Genomic DNA, 20,180 nt, shown 5'->3' with positions numbered 1-20,180 from the left:
TGGGCGGAGTATTTTGAATCGAAAGTACTCGAGTTKCCTATTGAGGAGACGGCATGACCAAATCTCCCTACATCCTTTACGCTAGCGAGCCGGACCTCGATGCCCTTGAGTTCTGTCGAGTGTTGGAGGAATCCGGTTTTGGCGGAGCCCATGGCGAGCTGCGGCTGAAGGCGATGCTTAACCATGCCGATCYGGTGCTATCCGCGCGGCTCGACCGGCCCGATCGGAAGCTGATCGGCGTCCTCCGCGGCCTCACCGACTTCTCCTGGGTCTRCTATATCTCAGAGCTCGTCGTCTCGAAATCGGCGCAAGGGCTTGGCGTCGGTAGGGGCCTGGTTGACGATGCTCGCCGGCAGCTCGGACCTAACGTTGCGATAGCGTTGATCTCCGAACCCGGCGCTGTAGGCTTCTATGAAAGGATCGGCATGATGCGCATTCCAGCCGCGTTCTGGTTCTCGCGCGTGTCCTAGTACTACAGTTGCGGACGAACTTGATAGGCCTCTCCCGCGGCGCGAAGAACAGCGGCACTAGGCAATCCGCCGTCCCGACCCCTGCGCCTTCGTCCAGCTCTTCGCGTAGCGGCGGACTGCGTCATAGCCACCCTCGTAACCGAGGCTGCAAAGCTCGTCGTGAATCCGGATCAGTGTCAGTTGCTCCCGCGCCGCCTTGCCACGGTTGCCATTCAAAAACCCGTCAAGCTGATCCTGCCACGGACCGATCTTCGGTTTGGGCTGCCGTCCGCATTCGTAGGAAACGACGCTTCGCCTTCCTTTGGCTACTCGTTGGGATTACACTACCTCCCCGACTGTGTCTGGTGGTAGTTGGGCGCAAGCCCGTCCAAGAAGAGCATGCAGCGGGTCAAGGCGAAAGTCAGCGAACTCCTTAGGCCGGGAAACAAAGGCGTGGCCGGAGGTGCGCGCTCAACTAAACCGGGCTCTGCTCGGTCGGTCGACGCATTTCTGCCCCGGGCACCCGAGCTGCGAAGCCGTTGACCGACAAGTCTATGACCGCGTCAGCAACTTCCTGCGCAAGCGGCACAAGCTGCAAAGACGTGGCCGAGCCAAATCTCCCGAGAGAGCGTCTCCAAGAAACTGGGTGTGCTGCGTCTTCGTCGCGGGTAGGGAGCGCCCGCCCCGTGGGCCCYACAACGAAGTCCGGTCGGAAAGCCGGATACGGTAGCTCCGCACGCCCGGTTTGATAAATGGGGAGGGAAACAGAGCGCTACCACTCCGGAACGCAACCGCGCCCCTCCTCGACTCTAGATCAAGGGCCGCAAGCGCCATATCGTTACCGACACCGAGGGGCACTTTGTCAGGCTGAGGGTGCACACAGCCGACATCCAGGACAGGGATAGGGCAGTTGGCGTCACCGTCTCCATCCGCAGCTTTACCGTGACTACGCCATCTATTCGCCGACGGCGGCTATGCCGGAGAAAAACTGACGCAGGCCCTGGCCGAAATGCCGCAGTCCCAGTAACAAGCGCAAGATTGTTGCCCCTGAAAGTTCCACTGTGTTCGCCCGGCTGCCAAGCGTCTATTTCTGGCTTGAGCAGCAAAAGGGACAGCGGCAGTCCGCAGCCGCTGAGGCACGTGGACAAAACAATCATACCTGGAGATAAACCGGCAAACTCGAAACTGAAGAAACTACCTGTTCGTCCGCAACCGGCCTGAATGTCATCAACAATCAGGAGAATGCCATTCTTTCTGCAAAGTCGCTCGATCGAGTCAAGCCAATGCTTGCTCGCAGTGTTGAGGCCCCCTCCTTGGACAGTTTCTAGAATGATGGCTGCCGGCAGGTCGACACCAATGCTTRCATCAGCAAGCACCCTGTCCAGATATTCCGAAGTGTCGTGATCAGCTCCCCAATATCCGTCATACGGCATGAACACTGCGCCGATTAGAGGAAGGCCCGCCGCATTTCGGCAGTATCGTTTACCCGTTATCGAAAGCGCACCTAATCTTACGCCATAAARGCCGTTGGTAAATTAAATTATAGCCGACCAGTGACCTTGTGTGCGAGCTTTAAAGCCGCTTCCATGGCATTGGTTCCGGTGCGACCAGGAAACTAAAACTTGTATTGTAGGCCCCGTGGTCGCGACATTGTCGCGTCAAAGAAACTTCAAAAACTATCCTTTTTCAGAAGTATCCATCTCGATCCGTGCGCGATCCTGCTAAGCCAAAGTATTGTTTTGCACTGATTATCAAATCTGAATCGTCGTRCCCGTAGTTGAGCGCGCCGGAGAGAAAATCGATGAGCTCGCATCCGTTCTCATCCACGAGAATCGCTCCCGAAGCCTAACTGAACACAACTGCAAGAGCCCCCGAATATGACCGTACGTTTGTTTTGAGATTTTCGAATACAAGCAGCAAGTTAGAGGTACTCTCTTGAAGCATTGGTCTTTTACTCATCCTACAATGGGCCATAGCATCGCAATTGGAATTCTGATGGCTTTCAGTGTTAGACTGTAACCTCGACCCGTGCACCTGCCTAGGACGGTAGTATCATCACAGCCGCGCGAGAGATGTTGGCTCCACTAGACAACATTGAATTTGATCTGCATCGACTGATTGGGCGGCGCGCCGAATTGCGCATAAGGCCCATGGCCATCGGATCGTGGGGAGCGGCGAGGCATTAGGCGACCAGTCKGGCGCAACGAAATATCAACTGGGCTACCGAGCCGCCGTCGCCTGATAACATTTTCTCCAGCGGTACATTACTTTTTGTTCGGTTGTTTTGTCGCTCCCGCGTCGATAGTGTGCCCGGGACAATAAGGGGCCCCAATCTGACCGGGAGTCTCGGCAATGTTACGCATCAAGCCGGGGCTAAAGCTTATRGCGGGTTCCTGCGAGGATCCGATCGACAGCGTTGAATAGCAGAAGAACGCTCCCATACAGCAGATACGGCGCGCAGGTTTTACGCCAAACCAAAAAGGGGAACTGAAGCATGCCAATCTCTCGACGCGAAATCATCAAGGCCGGTATCGCCGCAGGGGCGGCTTTATCAGCCCCTTCCATCCTCCAGGCGCAGACGTCGTTAACCCCCGACCGGACGGTRCACATGGTCAAGGCGTCCGGCTTAAGCATCTTTGATCCTATCACAACGACCGTTAACATGACTCTGGACCACGGGTTGGCGATTTACGATACGCTATTCTCGCTCGACTCAAAGTTTATGCCGCAACCACAAATGGTCGGGAAATGGGGCGTATCCGACGACAGGAAGACATATACGTTTGAGTTGCGCGATGGCCTCAGCTGGCACGACGGCACCCCGGTCAGCGYGGCTGACTGTGTAGCCTCGATCCGTCGATGGGCCCAAGTGAAACCTGGCGGCAAGCTATTGATGGAGCGGGCGAGCGATATCTCCAAGCAGGACAAGAAGACATTCACGATAGTGCTCAAGGAGCCGCTGGGGCTTCTGCCAACTCTCCTGACGCAGTACCTTTACGTCATGCGCGAGAAGGATGCGAATACACCGGCGACCGAGGCAGTGACCGCGAACATCGGATCAGGGCCTTTTATCTTCAATCAAGCGCTTGCGAAGCCCGGCTCGAGTTTCACGTACGATCGCAACGAAAACTACGTGCCACGTAGCGAGCCATCAGATGGGTTGGCCGGCGGCAAGATCGTCAAGGTGGACCGTGTAATCTGGGACCTTATCGGGGACCAGCAGACCGCTTTGGCTGCCTTGCAGGCCGGCGAGATCGACTACGTTGAGGCGCCGCCCGCCGATTTTTACCCTGTGATAGAGAGCGATCCTAACTTGGCGCTTCAAGTTCTCGACGCATCTGGCCAAGTTTATTATCTGCGCATGAATTGTTTGCAAAAGCCATTTGATAATGTGAAGGCCCGCCAAGCAGTCCTCCACTTAGTCAACCAGGAGGCCTACCTCAGCGTTATTTCGCATGACGCAAAATACAGCAGTACAGTTACTTCGTTTTTCGGCGACGGCAACCCGGTATCGAACGACGAAAATACAGGATGGTACAAAAATGGTGGGGATCCAGACAAGGCGAAGCAACTCCTCAAGGAGGCTGGTTATGCAGGCGAAAAAGTCGTCATTCTGCAGCCGACGGACTGGGCAGAGGGAAGCAACGCCTCGCAAATCTTGGCGGCGGAGTTGYGAAAGGTCGGCGTCAATGCGGAACTAGCGGCGAGCGACTGGGGCGGTGTCGCAGCCCGGCGCGTCAACAAGGGTCCCGTCAACGAAGGTGGCTGGAGCATCTTTATAACAAGTGAATCCAACTCCTCTCGAGGTGATCCTATAGGAACAGACTCTCTCGGTGCGAGCGGTGAGACGGCTTGGTATGGTTGGCCGAGGAGCGACGAGTAWGAGGCTCTTCGCACCAAATGGGCCGATGTCCAGACGATCGAAGAGCGCAAGGCGCTAGCTCGCAAAATGCAGCAACTTGCATGGGACCTTGCTGGTACAGTTCTTCTGGGTCGGGTTGTTAGCCCAATCGCACGCCGCAAGACGCTTACCGGCTTGATCGGCATGCCGGAACTTGTTCCGATGTGGAACATGCAGAAAGCTTCTGCCTAATGGCGGTGTACTTCCTTCGCAGATTGGTTTCGACCATCGCCGTCATGGCGATGGTCGGGATTTTCGTTTTCCTGCTTCTCAGGCTGGCGCCCGGCGATCCGGCGGCGATCATAGCCGGCAAGTCGGCCACGGCAGAGATGGTGGCTGCCATCCGAGAAAAACTGGGCCTACGCGATCCTATGCCGGTTCAGTTCATGCGTTGGGTGCGCGACATGCTCCGGGGCGATTTGGGCACCTCGATCTTTGCCGGGCGACCGGTTCTCGACCTCATCTCGCAGCGGCTTGAGCCAACAATTTCCCTCTCGATCCTGACGATGATCCTTTCGGTGACGGTCGGGGTCTCCTTCGGTATCCTTGCCGCATGGCGAACTGACCGGCTCGTCGACCGCCTCCTCACGATCTTTTCAGCGTTTGGTTATTCCGTCCCCGTCTTTGTCATCGGTTATTTCCTCATATACCTCTGCGCCATCAGGACGCACTGGCTACCGGTACAGGGCTATGTGCCGATGGYTGGCGGTCTCGGATCATGGTTCAGCCATCTACTACTGCCCACCGTGGCGTTAAGTCTTGGCTATATTGCGTTCATCGCCCGGGTTACACGGTCGAGCATGCTCGRGGTGTTGTCGGAAGATTACATGCGGACTGCCGCAGCCAAGGGCGCTTCGTCCTATGCCCTCCTTTTCCACCACGCCTTGAAGAATGYCGGCGTCCCAATCCTGACAGTGGTCGGCATCAGCTTCGCTTATCTGATCGGTGGAGTCGTGCTCACGGAAACGGTGTTCAACATACCTGGCATCGGTCGTCTGGTCGTGGATGCAATCAACAACCGAGACTATCCCATTATTCAGAGCGTGCTCATCCTGACTTCGGGTTTGTACGTCGTTATCAACCTCACGGTCGATCTTGCTTACACTCTGATCGATCCCCGAATTCGGCACTAAATATGTCCCTCCTTTCCGTACCAGTTGAAGCCGTACCGATGGGGCGACTGCAGCTAGCCGATCTTCCTCGTCTAACAAAGCGTCATCCGCTGGTCATTGTGGGCGGCAGCCTGCTGGGGCTTCTGATCATCCTGGCGCTCGCCGCACCGCTTTACGCCGGCGATCCAGTGAGCATGGATCCGTTCAAACGCCTGCAGCAGCCTTCCGCCGAGATGTGGTTTGGGRGCGACAATCTGGGACGGGATGTGTTTGCCCGAACGATCTTCGGGGCTCGCATCTCGCTCCTGGTCGGGCTACTGTCGGCGGCGAGTGCTTCCCTGGTCGGGCTCCTGATAGGTGTCATCGCTGGTTACAGCCGCGGCTTCGACAATGTTGTCATGYGGGTCATGGATGGGCTGATGTCGATCCCGACGATTCTACTGGCAATTGCGCTGATTTCTCTGACGGGTCCCGGGATCAGCATCCTCATAATGGCCATCGCGGTCCCTGAGACGCCAGCCGTCGCGCGGCTGGTTCGTTCGGTGGTTCTGGGGGTTCGCGAGCGTCCCTATGTGGAGGCCGCGATCTGCGGCGGCGCGCGCCTRCCCAAGGTGCTGTGGCGGCATATTCTGCCGAGTACTATTCCTGCGCTGATGGTGCAGGGCGCTATCGTCTGCGCCAGCGCGATCTTGACGGAAGCGGGGCTGAGCTTCCTCGGTGTGGGCGTGCCACCAGAGATTCCGAGCTGGGGCAACATGATCGCCAGTTCGCGCCTGTATCTTGCTATCGCCCCATTGACGATCTTCGCCMCGGGCATCTGTCTTGGCGTCACGGTCCTTGCTGTCAACCTGCTCGGCGACGGCCTACGCGACATGTTCGATCCCCGCTCAAAGCGGAGGCGCTGACATGCTGATGCGAGAATCCGCAGGCGATGACGTCCTGCTTGATGTCCGACACCTTGAGACGCACTTTTACGGAGAAGAGAGCGTCACCCGCGCCCTGAGCGGCGTCAGCTTTCAAGTCAAGAAAGGCGAAACGCTCGGTGTGGTCRGTGAATCCGGATGCGGGAAGAGCGTAACCGCTCTCTCCATCCTTCGTCTGCTGCCGAAACTGTCAGCCAGGACTGTCGGGGGCGAGGTCCGCTTTCACGGACGCGACATCCTTGGACTGTCCGATCGAGAGATGCGAAAGATCCGTGGCGACCAGATCGCGATGATCTTCCAAGAGCCGATGACGAGCCTGAACCCCGTCTATACGGTCGGCCACCAGATCGCAGAGGCGGTGCAGATCCACACGAAAGCGTCTCGCTCGGTGGCCGTGAAAAAGGCCGAGGAGATGCTCCGTCTCGTCCGCATCGYGGATCCCGAGCGTCGCGTCAAAAACTATCCCCACGAAATGTCGGGCGGCATGCGCCAGCGCGCGATGATCGCCATGGCTCTGGCCTGCTCGCCGGAACTGTTAATCGCCGACGAGCCAACCACTGCGCTGGACGTCACCATCCAGGCGCAAATCCTGCGTCTCATCGTCGATCTGAAAGAGCGCACTGGAACGGCCGTGATGTTCATCACGCATGATCTGGGCGTCGTAGCCGAGACATGCCAGCGCGTGATCGTGATGTATGCTGGCAAGATCGTGGAACAGGCGAGCGTGATAGATCTGTTTGCGCGTCCAGCGCATCCTTACACCCAGGGCCTGATGYGATCGGTGCCGGATCCGCGGCGCGGYCGCCAGCGTCGCCTTCCAGAAATTCCCGGCATTGTRCCAAACCTGCGCGAGCCCATTGTGGGCTGCAGCTTTGCGCCTCGCTGCCCGTTCGCGATCGATATTTGCCGRGAGAAGACGCCCATCCTCCGTGATGTCGGGTCGAGCCACGCCGCGGCTTGCTGGCGCGCCGAAGAGGTGATGGGCGCATGAGTGGTCCCTTGCTGAAAGTTGAGAACCTAACCAAGCATTATCCGCTCGGCGCCGGTTTCCTGAAGAAGGCCATCCCGGTGATCCGGGCGGTGGAGGATGTATCCTTTTCTGTCGAAGCGGGCGAGACGCTTTGCATTGTTGGTGAATCCGGCTGCGGCAAGTCCACCGTGGCGCGGCTCCTCATGCGACTCGTGGAGCCGACGGCTGGCCGCGTGCTGATCGAGGGAACCGACATTGCGGGCCTCAAGAAAGACGCGCTTCGCGCGTGGCGCCGTCGGATGCAGATGGTCTTTCAGGATCCTTACTCGTCGCTCAATCCTCGGCTTACCGCTGGACAGATCATCACCGAACCGGTCGAGAATTTCGAGCGCCTTGGTCACAAGCAACGCCAGGCGCTTGCCGCGGACCTTCTGCAAAAGGTCGGAATGTCGCCCGAGATGATGCACAGGCTTCCCTCCGAGCTGTCGGGCGGACAACGCCAGCGGCTCGGCATCGCACGCGCCCTGGCGCTCAACCCATCGCTCATCATTGCTGACGAGGCCGTCTCAGCCCTCGACGTCTCCGTGCAGGCACAGATCCTGAACCTGCTCCTGGACCTCCAGCAACAGATGGGCATCGCCTTCGTCTTCATCTCACATGACCTTGGCGTGGTGCAGCATATCGGCCATCGCGTTGCGGTCATGTATCTCGGGCGGATCGTGGAGCTTGCGCCGTGCGAGGCGCTCTTTGCCAAGCCGGTCCATCCCTACGCCGAGGCGCTGATCGCGGCCGGACCTGTGCCGGATCCCACACGCGTTCGGCTGCAGGCGCCGGTCGAGGGCGAGGTGCCAAGCCCGATCAATCCGCCGAGCGGGTGCGCGTTTCACCCGCGATGTCCACTCGCGGTCGAGCGTTGCCGCATCGAAGTGCCACCTTTGGTGCCGATGGCAGACGGGCGCATCGTGGCCTGTCACGTGCGCGCTCCGGCCACAGGCATGCCCGCCCAACTGGGTGCGGTGGCCAACTTGCCTATGCCAAACTGAGTAATTATCGGGAGATAGAAATGGAAGGCCAGTTTGGTGCGGCTCATCACCAAGTCATTGCCGCTGGTCGACATAACTGCCTGCCAGCATCAATGCGGACGCCAACAGTACCGTAAGGCGGTCATCGGATTTGTACAGGCACGTTGCAACATTTTCCGACGACTAAGGCGCCCTTGATGACGAAGCGCTTGGCGCGCTGATAAGCGACGGCCTGTTCAGAAGAACCATGCAAGGTAGTTTGCAAGTCCGGAGTTGAAACCGGAGAAAGAATATTTTGGTGCCGAAGGATGACACGATGATAAAGGACTCTGTAAAATGAACGTGCTTGAAGTCGATGGACATCGCTATCTTGACGGCCACTCGTCCGACCCGCACGAACTCGGCTGGATGCTTGGCTCGCCGCCGCCGCCCGATAAACGCATTACATTTGAGAGCGACTGCTTTCGCTCGTTCCCACAGATCCGGTGGTCGTTGTCACACATGCGCGAGCTATCGGCTACAGTGAATGTATGGCGCGGGCCCGGCGCGCCTTCGAGTCTGGAGCGCTTTGACAGGTCGAGCGAGATCGATGCTTTGGCATTTGCGGACGCAAACGGCCRCCCCCGCATTTTCGAAGAGGCGCTGTTCGACACGTATACAGACGGCATCTTAGTATTGCATCGCGGACGCGTCGTTTACGAGCGCTATTTCGGGGCGCTCGAGCCGCATTTGCCGCACGCGTGTCACTCGGTCACAAAGTCTTACGCGGGTACACTCGCAGCAGCGTTCGTGCAGGAAGGTGTCCTCGACGATCGCAAAGCGATTTCCCATTACTTGCCAGAAATGCGGGGCTCAGCTTGGGAAGACGCCACGCTGCGTCAGGTAATGGATATGCAAACAGGACTTGCCAACACTGAGAATTACGCGGACGAAAAGTCGGATTTTTGGGCGTATTCGCGCGCCTGTGGTTTTCGGCCTCGATTGGCCAACTATGCCGGACCGCAGACCATGTGCGATTACCTGCAGACCGTGCGTAAGGAAGGCAGCCACGGCGAAAGATTTGACTATTTAAGTGTAAACACAGAAGTAATGACTTGGGTAATGTCACGCGTCACGGGCCATTCGTTCGCGCAATTGCTACAGGACCGACTGTGGGGGCCGCTAGGTTGCGAAGACGACGCCTATGTCCTCATCGATAGCGTTGGAATCCCAATGGCGGGCGCCGRCTTGTGCGCTAGCCTGCGCGATTTGGCGCGCTTCGGCGAGCTGATGCGGTGCGAAGGTGTATGTAACGGTAAACAACTCATCCCGGCGTCCGTCGTACAGGACGTCCAAAACGGCGACCAATCCGCCAAACTCCCCGATGGCTACTCGTACCGAAGCCAGTGGTGGATCACACACAACGAGCTCGGTGCTGTCGAAGCCCGCGGCATCCACGGCCAACGCCTCTATATTGCGCCGGAGGCGGAAATGGTCGTCGCGCGCTTTGCGTCGCATCCTCTCGCGTCGGCCTCGGTTGGCGACATTATCACAATGCCGTTAATGTTGACTCTTGGGCGATTCCTGCGCGGGTAGCGCTGCGCATGCAGAACCCTCCGGAAAATGATGCAGCCGTGCTGTCTCTCTAGGAATCGGCTGAGTCAACAACGATCATTTTCAGCCATTTTAGGAGTATGCAAATGTCAGACGAAATTAATTCTGGTCCAGCCCGCCGAGCGGATGGATACGATATGGTGGGCTYGATTGAAACAAACGTCGCGGACGGCTTCACGCTGGTTGCCGTGGGYGACCTCATCGTATCGCGGTCGCTGACCAAAGGCAATCATCCCGGCTTTGATGACGTCGTGAACATTCTACATGAAGCCGATGCCACCTTCGGCAACATGGAAACACTCATTTTCGATATCCGCTCGTTCAAAGGAAGTCCGCAGGCGGAGTACGGCGGTGCGTATCACATCAGCGTCCCAGAGCTCGGTCCTGATTTAAAGGCGATGGGTTTTAATCTTATGAGCCGCGCAAACAACCATTCGCTTGATTGGGGCGTTGAAGGCATGCGTGAAACAAGTCGTGTGCTCGATGAGAGCGGCATCATTCATGCGGGTGTTGGGGAGAACCTGTCACAAGCTAGTGYGGCTCGCTTCTTGGAGACGGCCCGCGGTCGGGTGGCGCTGGTGTCGCTTGCCACAACCTTCATGCCAATGTCTCGAGCATGCGRTCCTGCTGGCGAAGCAYCTGGCAGACCGGGGGTTAACGCCCTTCGTTTGACGCAAAACATTGCCGTTCCGCTGGACGTGCTTGATTGCGTGAGGCGGGTGCGGGATGTCTTGCCTGGCTACACCGTCGGTGGAAGAAATGGAAGTCAGGTCGTACTTCTTGGACAGACTTTTACAGCAGCCGATAAGCCCAGCTTTAGCTACGAAGCAGACCAGCACGATGTTGTTAATATTAGAAGAAACATTCGCCGGGCCAAGCAGTTCTCCGATTTCTGCATCATCTCGAACCATGGTCACGAGCCTCATTGGTGTGAGTTGGTTAGTGAGGAACCGGCGGATTACGAGCAATCTTTCGCGCGTACTATGATCGACACCGGAGCTGATGCGTACATAGGACACGGACCGCATCTTCTCCGAGGTATCGAAATTTACAAGGGCCGGCCAATCTGTTACAGCCTCGGGAACTTCTTGTTCGATGACCTGCGGACCCCCGTAGGAGCTGACATGTTCGATGGGTATGGCAAAGATCCTAGGATCGACACAGATGCCGAGGTGACCGTCGATGAGCAGGCAAGAGGATACCCGACGCCTGACGGCTTTGTTGGCGCGTTAGGGACACCCGTTTGCTACGAGAGCGTTATCGCGGTCAGTCGGTTTGAGCAGAACCAGCTTGCCGAATTGCGGCTCTATCCGATCGAGCTTGGCTTCTCAAAGAGGTTTGCCAATCGMGGTATCCCCAGGCTAGCCGTCGGGCGGCAGGGCATAGATATTCTGAAGAGGATGCAGAAGCTCTCGCAGCCATTTGGGACCGAGATTACCATAGAGGATGAAGTCGGTGTCATCAGATTGAGGCCGCAATGACGCGGCTCGGATATGTAAGTCAGAAGTTATCGAAGGGCCACGACGCGCGTTAGGTCGTTGCTAAATAGTTAAAAAGGAATGTGTACACATGCAAAACGATCGCCTTAGCCTTGAAGAAATATCCCAGCAGGTGGACGCCAAGGCCTCTGACTTCTGCGCTCTTAGCGACCGTATCTGGGCTATGCCAGAGTTGGCGTTCCAGGAACATCGTTCAATGGCCGAGCAGAGCGCACTTTTGAAGCAGGAAGGATTTCGCATAGCGCGAAACGCCGGTGGTGTGCCCACCGCCTTTGTGGCGGAGTATGGACAAGGTGGACCGATTATTGGGATTCTAGGAGAATATGATGCTCTACCGGAGCTGTCGCAAGTTTCGGGCTCGCTCCATCAAGAAGCGGCCGCTCAAGGCRCAAATGGTCACGGTTGTGGTCATAATCTGCTCGGGGCTGGCGCGGCACTGGCCGCTGCAGCATTGAAGGCAACTCTTGAGAACGAAGGCATCCCCGGGACGGTTCGCTATTACGGCTGCCCGGCGGAGGAAAATGGAGGCGGCAAGGCTTATATGGCCCGCGCAGGTCTGTTTGATGATCTTGATGTCGCCTTTTGCTGGCATCCACACGTTATCAATGAGGTGATAGCAACCTCCAGCCTCGCCGAAATCCAAGCTTACTTTCGTTTCCATGGGCGAGCTACACATGCTGCAGCGTCGCCGCATATGGGGCGGAGCGCCCTCGACGCGGTAGAACTGATGAATGTAGGCGTGAACTACATGCGAGAGCACATGCCGTCTGATGCACGTGTGCACTACGCCGTTACCAATTCGGGCGGCGATGCCCCAAACACCGTTCAGTCATATGCAGAATCGCTTTATTCGATACGTTCGCCTCTTCTGCCGGATGCTCAACAACTCTTTGCGCGTGTTAGAAAGATTGCTGACGGCGCGGCCTTGATGACCGAAACCTCTGTTGTTGTTCAGATTGCTGGGGGCAGCTCAAACATCATCCCCAACAAGGTGCTGCAGGAGGTAATGTACGAGAACATGTGCCGAATAGGTCCGCCTGCCTTCGACGAAGCCGACTACTCCTTTGCAAAGAAGCTACGCGAAGCTGAATTATCGAAGGAGAGCCTGTCGGCGAGCATTRCACCTCGCGACCCGTCGCTCACCTCGAAGATCCTCCACGATGGGGTGCTTCCCCTGTCGGCGCGAGAGGAGGCGGAAATGGGCACCTCCGATGTGGGTGATGTAAGTTGGATTATACCAACTGCGCAGTGTAATACTGCTTGCTTTGCTATCGGTACAGAGTTTCATACCTGGCAGTTGGTTACGCAAGGGAAACTCCCGGCGGCTCACAAGGGCATGATACTGGCGGCTAAAACCATAGCTGCCAGCGCCGCCGATTGCCTGCGAAACCCTGCGCTTCTTGCTCGCGCCAAAGCAGAACTACAGCACCGCATCGGCAGTCATTCGTATGTCTGCCCAATTCCACCGGATGTAACACCCGACGATCTTTGCAAGAAGCCGGTATAGGCATAGGTCCTTGAATTGGCTTTCTCTGCCGGTTGAGGTAAGTCTGGCTTTTGCCAATAGTTCAGGGCGGAGGCCGAAGTTCGGTGCGGCTGGGCAGCGCGTGGAGCACGGATTTCACGGGACCATGAGCAACGATTTCAGGTGATCGTGAGCCGCGATTTCAGACGATCGTGAGAACCTTTTCGGAGGTGCTGGACGCTTCGGACGACCAGTGTCTACAGCTATTCGCCAAGGTCAGGGAAGGGTGTGATCGACCAATCGATTAGATCGGCAGCACGCTGAAGTAAGGTCTTGGTCCGAGTACCGTTGGGTGGGACGGCGATGACATGTCCCATCCAGTCCCGGTAATCGCCTTTCCTAATGATTTGCGTCTTAGGTTCAACATAGAATTTGACCTCGGCGACGCCCGATACAGCAGTCGCTCGACTGCCGTCGATCCAATCGAGCGTGCCATCGCGATCAGCAACTAGGAACCGCGCGACCGCAGTCTGCGAATGGCTTCCGCGCAAATCCCATTCGTTGCCGATGACAAGCTTGATGAACTCAGTGACGAGATCGACACCGTAAGCCAGTTTAACCAGTTGAGGAGCGGGYGAACCCGGCATACGCGGATTGACTTCAATGACGACTGGGCCACGCCTCGTCCACCGGAGCTCAACGTTCGTTGGGCCCCAGCCAAGGCCGAGAGCTCGCAGACAGCTCAGCGAAACATCGGCGATACGATTATGCTCTTCATCAGTCAGCTGGGCCGGATAGGTGAGCTCATGATGGACGAAATGCGGGTAGGCCCCAAACTCACCGGTGYCAATCGCAATGACCTCATTACCCATTATGTCAGCGGTGTAATAAGGGCCCTGCGCGAATTCTTCGACCARTATCCTCGGCGAAGAATGCCGTTCGTGCTTCCCGCCCAATAGATAACTCGTATGTTTGGCCAACTCATCGACGTCRCARCACAGTCGGACACCGATGCTGCCGCTGCCCAGAGCCGGCTTAAGAATCACCGGCAGGCCGATCTCAGCGGCAAAGGTTTCCACCTCCGTCGCATTTGCTGCCACGCGATAACCAGGTACTGGAACGCCAGCGTCCGCGAGAACCTGACGTTGAACGAATTTGTCGCAGCATCGTGCAATCGATGCGGGGTTCGATCCGGGTAGATCGAAGTGCTGGCAGAGCTTGCCGACTGTTATAGGGACTGACTCATCGTCACCCGCGAAGCCAGTAATGCCAACAATGTCGTACGTAGCACGCAGTCGGTAAGATTCGCGGATTAGCGCATCGAGATTGCCTGTATCAATACGAATAGCCTCAACGCTTTCCCCCGCAAGATATCCATACTGAGCCGGTTCTCTCGCCAGGGTAATTGGATGAACGCCGAGACACTGAGCCGCTTGGACGTAGAGCGGACCATTACCTCTATGACCTTCAACCAGGATGAGTGCCTTTTTTTCCATGGATTTTGACTCCGACATTGCGTGCTGTGCGACGGCCCGAGCGTAAACCGGCAGCAGCTTTTTATCCGTGCCTGATCTCAAACCTTGCGGGAAGGAAGGTACCATTCTCAGCGCCTGGCGTTCGCAAAGAGTTCGCAAAACTTAGTTGAAGAATCTATTGCAGCGGTTTGGCATCGGCCGTGTGGCACGCACCCTCTCGAGGAATTGCGGAGGGTGGCGCCCCCTGATTCTTTAATCGCTTCTGTCGATAAGCTCCTTCTTTTCGCTGAAGCAGCGCTTGCCAGGCTCAAGGTCGGCCGGATTGAACCCCAAATGCCTCCTTGGCCGCGTTTGCAAATCTGGCGAGGTCCTTCAGCGTCTCGTTCATGAAAACGGTGTCGTTGTCCCCTATCCAGGCCGAGAAGCGCGAAGGGCACTTACTTGCGCAATTCTGTCAGCACCGTGCTCAACAGCGTCTGTCCGCGAACCAGCAACGGCGCACATTCCTTCCAGCCAGTTGCGATGTCGGTGAGCACGAGGGTCTGGATGAAGCTGCCGCGAGCCGAAGGGCCGCTATGGGCTACGAGGTCCGCCTCAACGAACCCTGGCACGCTCATCGCCGGCAATTTGCCCCGGAGTTCGGGCGCTCGGTTAAAATGACCGTGCCGTTCCAACGCCTCGAGAAGGACCGGCAGCAACGCCTTCAGCCGCTTGCCGCAGACGCGGTCAGATGCCTTCCATAGCAATATGAGCGCATTGCGTTCCGTTTCATCATCATAAATCCGCGGCCGCRCTCGCCGGCCTGAAAATGGCCCCTTGCCGCGTCGTAACAGCCRCATCGCGTGCTTGCGGTGAAAGCCAGTGACGACGACGAACTCATCCAAAATTCTCGCCTTCTCCGCTCGCGTCGAAGCACGATAGCGCTCTGAAACCGCAGCGGTCAGTTCTTTCCGTGTCGCCATGCTCAGCCGTCCCATGGTTGCCCCTGCTCATACYCCTCGGTAGGGAGCAACTTACCTGAGGCAACGGTTGAACATTCAGGAACATTTTCGATGAGGCAATGCGAGTCTCACCTTGTTTGTTGCCGCGCACAAACGGAATCCACACGGGAGAAACCRCTGCCTCAGAGCAATGCTGAAAGGGCAATACCAAAGCACGGGAACAGCGTTACTAACGACAAAGAACTCATGCAAACTTCTCTTGAATGTCGGCTCTTCGCTCTCGAGCCTTACGATAGCCAATTTAAGATGGTCGCAATGTTCGCAACTGGCGCTCAGCTGAACTGCGCCGGGATTGAGGTTCCAACTCTTGAGAAGTGGGAGCCATCATGAGCAATACGACAGATCGATTTTCAGCTGAGGTCTGGGCCCGCGCGGTTCGGATTGTTTTGGATCACGGGAGAACACCCATCGCGTTGGGCGGCGATAGTCGATCGCGGCGAAGATCGATCGTGCCACTGACGTGGTTGCCGATGTCCGGATTATGCCGACCTTGGGTGGATGTCGGCTTCGGAGGCGGTGATCGCTGCGATGGGGTCGGCATAATCACCGGTGGTCTGACGGATCGTGCAAACTCCTCTTCTTGTTTCCAAAGAAGGGGATGCTTTCATGTCAATCGATCCGTTTCGCGTTCGCGTCCAGGGCCCGCTTGCCCCGTTTGCGGCTGGGTTTGCCGGCGAACTCGCCCGACAAGGCTATACGCCGCTTTCCGCTCGCGAGCAGATGCGGCTGGTGGCGCGATTGAGCCGCTGGCTCGCATTGGAAGGCATGGAATGGAGGGACTGGGTGCAAGCGAGGTCGATCGGTTCGTCCGTACCCGTCGTGGCGCTGGCCCGCAGCTCCGCTCGATCAAAGCATTGCAGCCCCTGTTGGCCTATTTGCAGTCTCGCGGCGTGGTGCTGCCGTCGCCCCGTGCACCCGACGATCCGGCAGATGAGCTGCTGGAACGATACCAACGCTATCTGGCGATTGAGCGCGGTTTGGGGAAAGCGACCGCCGATGTCTATGCCCGGATGGTGCGCCCCTTTCTGCATCATCGATTGTCGTCCGACGGGCGTGCCCTGGACCTTGCGGGTTTGGCCGCGACCGACGTCGTCACCTTTGTCGTGGCACGTTGCCCTCAGCTGAGCCGCGGCGCGGCAAGCCTGACTGTAACGGCGCTGCGGTCGCTGCTCACGTTCCTTCATGTCGAGGGTCTCATCGCGCAATCTCTTGYCGCTTGCGTGCCCTCGGTCGCCGGTCGGCGATTGGCTGGGTTGCCAAAGGGACTGGATTGCGACCTGGTTCAGCGCCTGCTGACGTCCTGCGGCCGCGATACGTCGAACGGCTGCCGCGACTTCGCGGTCCTGACCATGTTGGTTCGTCTCGGCTTGCGGGCGGGGGAAGTCGCCAAGCTCAAGCTTGACGACCTGGATTGGCGGACCGGTGAGATCCTCGTACGGGGCAAAGGAAACTGCATCGAACACCTTCCCTTGCCGGCCGATGTCGGCGAGATGCGGCGACCGAGACGAGCGGCCGCCGCGGCGCACCTTCAGGTAGGTGGCATCAATCCATAGTATGGCCAGTCGCCTTCGATTGGCCGGTCGAGGAAGGCCTTCACCTTACCGTCGATCTCCTCGCACCRTCGGCTGACCTGGCTCTTGGAGATGCCGCTCATCGCCATCGCCTTGACCAGATCATCGACCGAGCGGGTTGAGATGCCCTGGATGTAGGCTTCCTGGATCACTGCGGTGAGCGCCTTCTCGGCCATGCGCCGCGGCTCCAGGAACGAGGGGAAGTAAGAGCCCCTCCTCAGCTTGGGGATGCGCAGCTCGACCGTGCCGGCCCGCGTCTCCCAGTAGCGCTCGCGATAGCCGTTGCGCTGGGCCTRCCGCAGCGGGTTCTTCTCGCCATAGCCGGCGCCGGTCGCCGTGCCCACCTCCAGCTCCATCAGCCGCTCGGCAGCAAAGYCGATCATCTCGCGCAAAAGCGGCGTTGGGGGTCTTCTCCACGAGCGCGCGCAGGTTCATCATGTCGTCGGTCATCGGTGGTCCTTCGAATCAGGTTGGTCTCAGCAACCCGACCCTACCGGGGAACATCGATGACCGCTGCTATCGCCGCTCGCTCGCTTCAGCGCTGTTGAGGGGCGCGCTCGCGGCTGTCGGATTTTACCTACCTGGCCAACTGGAGCGGCTTCGTCTATGTCGCCTTAATCATTCGACGCCTTTGCCCGCCGTATCGTCGGCTGGCGGGTGAGCAGGACGACGCATGCCGCTTTGTCCTCGATGCGCTTGAACAGGTGCTGCATGAGCGGCGACCCATGCGCGGCGGCGGGCTCCCGGCGCCCAATACTTCTCGACCAAATACACCGAGCGCCTGGCGCAAGCCGGCATCGAGCCTTCGGTCGGTAGCGTCGGCGATTCCTACGACAACGCACTGGCCGAGACGATCGACGGCCTCTACAAGGCCGAGGTCATCCCCCGGCGCGGACAGTGGCRCTCCTTCGAGGCGGTCGAGTTCGCCACGCTGGAATGGGTCGACTGGTTCAACAATCGCCGGCTGCTGGAGCCCATCRGCAACATCTCTCAGGGGCGAAAGATAGCTGAGCGCCGCGAAGCGTGGGGCAAGGGCCTTCCCAGACAACGCATGGGTCTTTGCGGCGTCCTGTTCGGCCTGGATGAAACTAGCCGCAAGGCGCCGCTCGCGCCGTTAAGTCAGCCCTTCACTGCAACGTCTTCAAGGATATCGCTGGAGCCATTAATGCAAGCTGGGTCACCCGCGGCACGCCAGTTCAATGCAGCATTACATTCTCGACCAAAGCTTGCCGCCGGTTGCCCAGTTGTTGGGTTCGTATTCGTCGAACACCACATGAACCTGTTCAGGCCTCAATTTCATTTTGTTGCAGAACAATTTGGTAATTTCGACGGCTAGCTCTTCCTTCTTGTCGTCGTCTACTTTGAACGTTTCAACGTGGATGACCRGCATAATTGCTCCTGTTGGATGTGCCGTGGCTGCTGGTGGGGCGCGCGAGCGCGTTCTTTCAAAATTCCGCGATTGGGTCGCCGAACATCGCCTGATCGATGCCCAACCCGAGACCCGGCCCGTTGGGCAGCGCGATATGGCCGTCCGTTATGCGAATCGGGTTCTTCGGGTCGTAGTGGCCTTCTTCAGCAATCTTGGCGGTCCAACTGCAGYCTTCGAATAAGTTGGTTCTCACCGTGGATCCAAGATGTACGCATGCTGCGCCTGTTATATCGCCACCCCAGCTGTCATCGCTGGTGTGAGGCAGGGCTCTGGCTTCGCAAATATCTCGGAAGGTCGCCATTGGCTGCAATCCGCCGATCCGCGTCAATTTCATCCCGAAGCCATCGCAAAGGCCGCTGCCAACGGCCTGAACAACGGTGTTGAGGTCCAGGCCATTCTCATCCAAGTAGATCGGGTGATGCACCTTGGCGCGTATGGCCCGAATCTCTTCAAGAGAATTACACGGCTGTTCAAGAACGAACGGAAGGGAGCTRCATTGTTGGCTTAGGATGATCGCATCGCGAGTCGTTAGGCTCCTGTTGCCATCGACGGCCCAGCGGATGTCGGCTCTCCGGACCTCCGCGACCTTCCGGATAACTTCGATATCTTGCTCGATTGGTCGACCGCCAATTTTGGTCTGAATCCGAACGTAACCCGCGCCTTGCGCTTCCTTCACGATCCGCACAACCTCGTCGGCGTCCCCAATCCCGATGAAATAGTAGAACGGAACACGCTCCGTAGCCGGRCCGCCCAGCAAATCGGYAACGCGCATTCCCGTCTGCTTTCCGATCAGGTCGTGCGCGGCAATATCGAAGGCGGCCTTCGCGTAAGAGTGTCCGTTCAGAAGCGAGTCCATCTTACGATGAAGCAGAACCGGACTTAGGGRCGCGCCAATAAGGCCAGGCCCCATCTCCATGATTGCCGCGCGGGCCCCCAGAGTGTGGCTTGGGCCATACACCGGGCCAATTGGACAGGTTTCACCCCATCCCACTAGGCCGCCGTCCGAGATGACCTGCACTATTGTGGAATCAAATCCTGAAAGTGTGGCCTGCCCGACTTTCACCTTTCCCTCTGGGACAGGCAGATACTTCCTGAATACACGAATGCGCTTGATATTCATCGTATCCCCCTGCGGGCAGCCGTGATCAGGCAGGCGACTGCCTTCTCTTCTCACGCGTTAGCTAGGTAAAAACAGGTTCCCCCCCCCCGGGGGAGATAACGCGCACTGGCACCGCACTTCAAATGATTTTTGTTATGCACTCGGATAACCAAGAGTCATGACCAGTTGGCGTTTCAAAGCTTCCGCCACGGATACGCGGCGATGACTTTCTTGGACGAAGTCTCCGACTTTCAGTGCGTCACGCCGCGCACGGGCACGACCGTCGTCCGCGATGTCGGCTTCCCGTTCTATTACTCCAATGAAAGGAAGGCGTCGTCGGCSTCCTTTACGGGCCGCGCCGTAACTGACGAGATCMGCTTCTCCCGGAATTCCGCAAAAGGTCTCAGGGTTTGGTTGGGGTTCATATGCCATAACGGCAGCAACAAGGCAAGAAACAGATGGCGCGACCATTGATCCGGCATCGAGAATTACATCTCAATTGAGGGATTTTGCCGCCCAAGTCCAGTCAAACGCTTCCGCGCACGTTCCAGCGGCGCTTCCGACGCGAGCCGTCGCCGGCCGTTCCARCACTCACGAAAAGGTCCTCGACCTTCCGCAACTTCTGGCGCAACTGGGATTCGGAAGACATCGGCAGGGCTCGCGGCTGAGTT

Annotated in this window: 12 protein-coding genes and 6 pseudogenes; 12 read left to right on the top strand and 6 right to left on the bottom strand. The window is 57.8% G+C overall.

Annotated features, from left to right (window positions below; all coding sequences use genetic code 11):
* The first annotated feature begins 53 nt into the window (after window positions 1–53).
* Window positions 54–470, top strand: coding sequence for a GNAT family N-acetyltransferase (locus LCM4576_RS22570; RefSeq protein ID WP_071034727.1), 417 nt, complete (start codon window positions 54–56; stop codon window positions 468–470).
* 792 nt (window positions 471–1,262) lie between these two features.
* Window positions 1,263–1,461: pseudogene (locus LCM4576_RS36870) on the top strand (transposase); the annotation flags it as partial.
* Window positions 1,462–1,516: 55 nt separating this feature from the next.
* Here the strand turns inward: LCM4576_RS36870 and LCM4576_RS37215 are convergent.
* Window positions 1,517–1,942: pseudogene (locus LCM4576_RS37215) on the bottom strand (aminotransferase class III-fold pyridoxal phosphate-dependent enzyme); the annotation flags it as partial.
* 1,001 nt (window positions 1,943–2,943) lie between these two features.
* On the opposite strand from LCM4576_RS37215, the gene LCM4576_RS22565 reads away from it, so the two are divergent.
* From LCM4576_RS22565 to LCM4576_RS22530, 8 genes are all read left to right on the top strand, one after another.
* The gene (locus LCM4576_RS22565; protein ID WP_071034726.1) at window positions 2,944–4,542 is read left to right on the top strand and encodes an ABC transporter substrate-binding protein; all 1,599 of its coding nucleotides are present in this window, start codon (window positions 2,944–2,946) and stop codon (window positions 4,540–4,542) included.
* Complete coding sequence (locus LCM4576_RS22560; protein WP_071034725.1) at window positions 4,542–5,483, top strand: ABC transporter permease; 942 nt, start codon at window positions 4,542–4,544, stop codon at window positions 5,481–5,483. Before LCM4576_RS22565 ends, LCM4576_RS22560 begins: the two co-directional genes overlap by 1 nt.
* A gap of 38 nt (window positions 5,484–5,521) precedes the next feature.
* Window positions 5,522–6,367 (top strand): ABC transporter permease, encoded by an 846-nt coding sequence (locus LCM4576_RS22555; RefSeq protein WP_407067392.1) that lies wholly within the window; start codon window positions 5,522–5,524, stop codon window positions 6,365–6,367.
* Window position 6,368: 1 nt separating this feature from the next.
* Window positions 6,369–7,376 carry an ABC transporter ATP-binding protein gene (locus LCM4576_RS22550; protein ID WP_071034723.1) on the top strand — a complete coding sequence of 336 codons (1,008 nt, stop codon included), beginning with the start codon at window positions 6,369–6,371 and terminating at the stop codon, window positions 7,374–7,376.
* Window positions 7,373–8,398, top strand: coding sequence for an ABC transporter ATP-binding protein (locus LCM4576_RS22545; RefSeq protein ID WP_071034722.1), 1,026 nt, complete (start codon window positions 7,373–7,375; stop codon window positions 8,396–8,398). The genes LCM4576_RS22550 and LCM4576_RS22545 overlap by 4 nt, the downstream gene beginning before the upstream one ends.
* Window positions 8,399–8,713: 315 nt before the next feature.
* Window positions 8,714–9,952, top strand: coding sequence for a serine hydrolase (locus tag LCM4576_RS22540; protein ID WP_071034721.1), 1,239 nt, complete (start codon window positions 8,714–8,716; stop codon window positions 9,950–9,952).
* Between the two features lie 104 nt (window positions 9,953–10,056).
* Window positions 10,057–11,451, top strand: coding sequence for a CapA family protein (locus tag LCM4576_RS22535; RefSeq protein WP_071034746.1), 1,395 nt, complete (start codon window positions 10,057–10,059; stop codon window positions 11,449–11,451).
* Between the two features lie 88 nt (window positions 11,452–11,539).
* Window positions 11,540–12,976, top strand: coding sequence for a M20 family metallopeptidase (locus tag LCM4576_RS22530; RefSeq protein ID WP_071034720.1), 1,437 nt, complete (start codon window positions 11,540–11,542; stop codon window positions 12,974–12,976).
* A gap of 221 nt (window positions 12,977–13,197) precedes the next feature.
* Here LCM4576_RS22530 and LCM4576_RS22525 read toward each other — a convergent pair whose 3' ends face one another.
* On the bottom strand, window positions 13,198–14,430 hold the full coding sequence (locus LCM4576_RS22525; RefSeq protein WP_071034719.1) for an acetyl-CoA carboxylase biotin carboxylase subunit family protein: 1,233 nt from the start codon (window positions 14,428–14,430) through the stop codon (window positions 13,198–13,200).
* 328 nt (window positions 14,431–14,758) lie between these two features.
* Window positions 14,759–15,386: pseudogene (locus LCM4576_RS22520) on the bottom strand (ISNCY family transposase); the annotation flags it as partial.
* 350 nt (window positions 15,387–15,736) lie between these two features.
* On the opposite strand from LCM4576_RS22520, the pseudogene LCM4576_RS37645 reads away from it, so the two are divergent.
* Window positions 15,737–16,843 (top strand): annotated as a pseudogene (locus LCM4576_RS37645) (tyrosine-type recombinase/integrase); the annotation flags it as partial.
* Window positions 16,844–16,918: 75 nt separating this feature from the next.
* Here the strand turns inward: LCM4576_RS37645 and LCM4576_RS22515 are convergent.
* Window positions 16,919–17,431 (bottom strand): annotated as a pseudogene (locus tag LCM4576_RS22515) (transposase); the annotation flags it as partial.
* Between the two features lie 113 nt (window positions 17,432–17,544).
* Between LCM4576_RS22515 and LCM4576_RS35040 the strand changes: the two are divergent.
* Window positions 17,545–17,969, top strand: a pseudogene (locus tag LCM4576_RS35040) (DDE-type integrase/transposase/recombinase); the annotation flags it as partial.
* A 219-nt stretch (window positions 17,970–18,188) separates the two neighbouring features.
* Here the strand turns inward: LCM4576_RS35040 and LCM4576_RS22510 are convergent.
* Window positions 18,189–18,371: a tautomerase family protein gene (locus LCM4576_RS22510; protein WP_071034717.1), complete on the bottom strand. Its 183-nt coding sequence runs from the start codon at window positions 18,369–18,371 to the stop codon at window positions 18,189–18,191.
* A gap of 55 nt (window positions 18,372–18,426) precedes the next feature.
* Window positions 18,427–19,530, bottom strand: coding sequence for a mandelate racemase/muconate lactonizing enzyme family protein (locus LCM4576_RS22505; RefSeq protein ID WP_071034716.1), 1,104 nt, complete (start codon window positions 19,528–19,530; stop codon window positions 18,427–18,429).
* Window positions 19,531–20,180: the final 650 nt, after the last annotated feature.

The sequence above is a fragment of the Mesorhizobium sp. LCM 4576 genome (assembly GCF_001854815.1).
GTDB classification, from domain to species: Bacteria; Pseudomonadota; Alphaproteobacteria; order Rhizobiales; family Rhizobiaceae; genus Mesorhizobium; species Mesorhizobium plurifarium.
The sequence above is the reverse complement of the archived record's forward strand: the minus strand, read 5'-3'. Positions and strand labels throughout refer to the sequence as shown.